2 protein-coding genes (1 of these 2 cut by a window edge) are annotated in these 2,500 nt (G+C 60.5%); both read left to right on the top strand.

Annotation, left to right across the window (positions count from 1 at the left end):
- A protein-coding gene (gene fusA, locus ASC45_RS15065) for an elongation factor G (protein WP_055451828.1) crosses the window boundary here: on the top strand, positions 1-1,593 show its 3' portion. 513 nt of this gene lie to the left of the window's left edge; only the last 1,593 of its 2,106 coding nucleotides appear in the window; its start codon lies beyond the left edge, outside the window; it ends in the stop codon at positions 1,591-1,593.
- A 49-nt stretch (positions 1,594-1,642) separates the two neighbouring features.
- The coding region (gene tuf, locus ASC45_RS15060) for an elongation factor Tu (protein ID WP_055451827.1) at positions 1,643-2,500 on the top strand (858 nt) is incomplete at its 3' end.

Below are 2,500 nucleotides of genomic sequence, written 5' to 3'. Positions count from 1 at the left end.
CCCATCGGTGCCGAAGAAAACTTCAAGGGGGTTGTCGATCTGCTGAAGATGAAAGCCATCATTTGGGACGAAGCGTCCCAAGGCATGAAATTCAGCTACGAGGATATTCCTGCAGATCTCGTGGAGACCTGCAAAGAGTGGCGCGAGAAGATGGTCGAGGCCGCTGCAGAATCCAGCGAAGAGCTGATGAACAAGTACCTTGAAACCGGCGAGTTGAGCGAGGCTGAAATCAAGCAAGGTCTGCGCGCGCGCACTATCGCCAGCGAGATCCAGCCGATGCTGTGTGGCACTGCGTTCAAGAACAAGGGTGTGCAGCGCATGCTGGACGCCGTGATTGAGTTCATGCCTTCGCCGGTCGACATTCCTCCGGTTTCCGGGCATGACGAGGACGAGCAGGAGGCTGTGCGCAAGGCCGCCGATGACGAGAAATTCTCGGCCCTGGCGTTCAAGCTGATGACCGACCCTTACGTCGGTCAACTGACCTTCATTCGGGTCTACTCCGGGGTGCTCTCGTCCGGTGACACCGTCTACAACCCGATCAAGGGCAAGAAGGAGCGTATCGGCCGTCTGCTGCAGATGCACGCGAACAACCGCGAGGAAATCAAGGAAGTTCGCGCTGGTGACATTGCCGCTGCAGTGGGTCTGAAGGAAGTGACTACGGGCGACACCCTGTGCAACCCTGAGTCCATCATCACCCTGGAGAAGATGGTGTTCCCCGAGCCTGTGATTGCACAGGCCGTGGAGCCCAAGACCAAGGCCGACCAGGAGAAGATGGGTCTGGCGCTGCAGCGTCTGGCGCAGGAAGACCCCTCGTTCCGTGTCAAGACGGATGAAGAGTCCGGTCAGACCATCATCTCGGGCATGGGCGAACTGCACCTCGAAATCATCGTGGACCGCATGAAGCGTGAGTTCGGTGTCGAAGCGAATGTCGGCAAGCCCCAAGTGGCCTACCGCGAGACCATTCGCAAGACCGTGGACAGCGCAGAAGGCAAGTTTGTGCGCCAGTCGGGCGGCAAAGGCCAATACGGTCACGTTGTGCTCAAGGTCGAGCCTAATGAGGTCGGCAAGGGCTTCGAGTTTGTGGATGCCATCAAGGGTGGGGTGGTGCCGCGCGAGTACATTCCCGCAGTGCAAAAGGGCATCGAAGAGTCGTTGAACTCCGGTGTGCTCGCGGGCTACCCGGTTGTCGACGTGAAGGTGACCTTGCACTTCGGTTCCTACCATGATGTGGACTCGTCCGAGCAGGCCTTCAAGATCGCGGCCTCCATGGGCTTCAAGGAAGGCTGCCGCAAGGCCAACCCGGTCATCCTCGAGCCGATGATGGCTGTCGAAGTCGAGACTCCGGAAGATTACGCTGGCAACGTGATGGGCGACCTGTCGTCCCGTCGCGGCATGGTGCAAGGCATGGAAGACATGCCCGGCGGCGGCAAGGCCATCAAGGCCGAAGTGCCGCTGTCGGAAATGTTCGGCTACTCGACGACGCTGCGTTCCATGTCGCAAGGCCGTGCCACCTACACGATGGAATTCAAGCACTACGCCGAAGCGCCCAAGAACGTGGCTGACGCCATCGTCAGCGCCCGCGCAAGCAAGTAATCAATCCCAATAACGACCCTTTCAAACGCATTCAGAGAAGGAAAACATCATGGCGAAGGAAAAGTTTGAGCGGACCAAGCCGCACGTCAACGTGGGCACGATTGGTCACGTGGACCACGGCAAGACCACGCTGACGGCGGCCATCACCACCGTGCTGTCGGCCAAGTTTGGCGGTTCGGCCAAGAAATACGACGAGATTGATGCTGCTCCTGAAGAGAAGGCCCGCGGCATCACCATCAACACCGCGCACGTCGAATACGAGACCGCCACCCGTCACTACGCCCACGTCGACTGCCCCGGCCACGCCGACTACGTCAAGAACATGATCACCGGCGCTGCCCAGATGGACGGCGCCATCCTCGTCGTCTCCGCAGCCGACGGCCCCATGCCCCAGACCCGCGAGCACATCCTGCTCGCCCGCCAGGTCGGCGTGCCCTACATCGTCGTCTTCCTCAACAAATGCGACATGGTCGACGACGCCGAGCTGCTCGAACTCGTCGAAATGGAGGTGCGCGAGCTCCTCTCCAAGTACGACTTCCCCGGTGACGACACCCCCATCATCAAAGGCTCGGCCAAGCTCGCCCTCGAAGGCGACAAAGGCGACCTTGGCGAGAAGGCCATCTTCAACCTCGCCGACGCCCTCGACAGCTACATCCCCACGCCCGAGCGCGCCGTGGACGGTGCCTTCCTCATGCCCGTCGAAGACGTGTTCTCCATCTCCGGTCGCGGCACCGTCGTGACCGGCCGTATCGAGCGCGGCATCATCAAGGTGGGCGAAGAAATCGAAATCGTCGGCATCCGCCCCACCCAGAAGACCACCTGCACCGGCGTGGAAATGTTCCGCAAGCTGCTCGACCAAGGTCAGGCCGGCGACAACGTGGGCATTCTGCTGCGCGGCACCAAGCGT

The sequence above is a fragment of the Thiomonas bhubaneswarensis genome (genome assembly GCF_001418255.1).
GTDB lineage: Bacteria > Pseudomonadota > Gammaproteobacteria > Burkholderiales > Burkholderiaceae_C > Thiomonas > Thiomonas bhubaneswarensis.
Note: the sequence above shows the minus strand (reverse complement) of the source record. Positions and strands in the feature narration are given on the sequence as shown.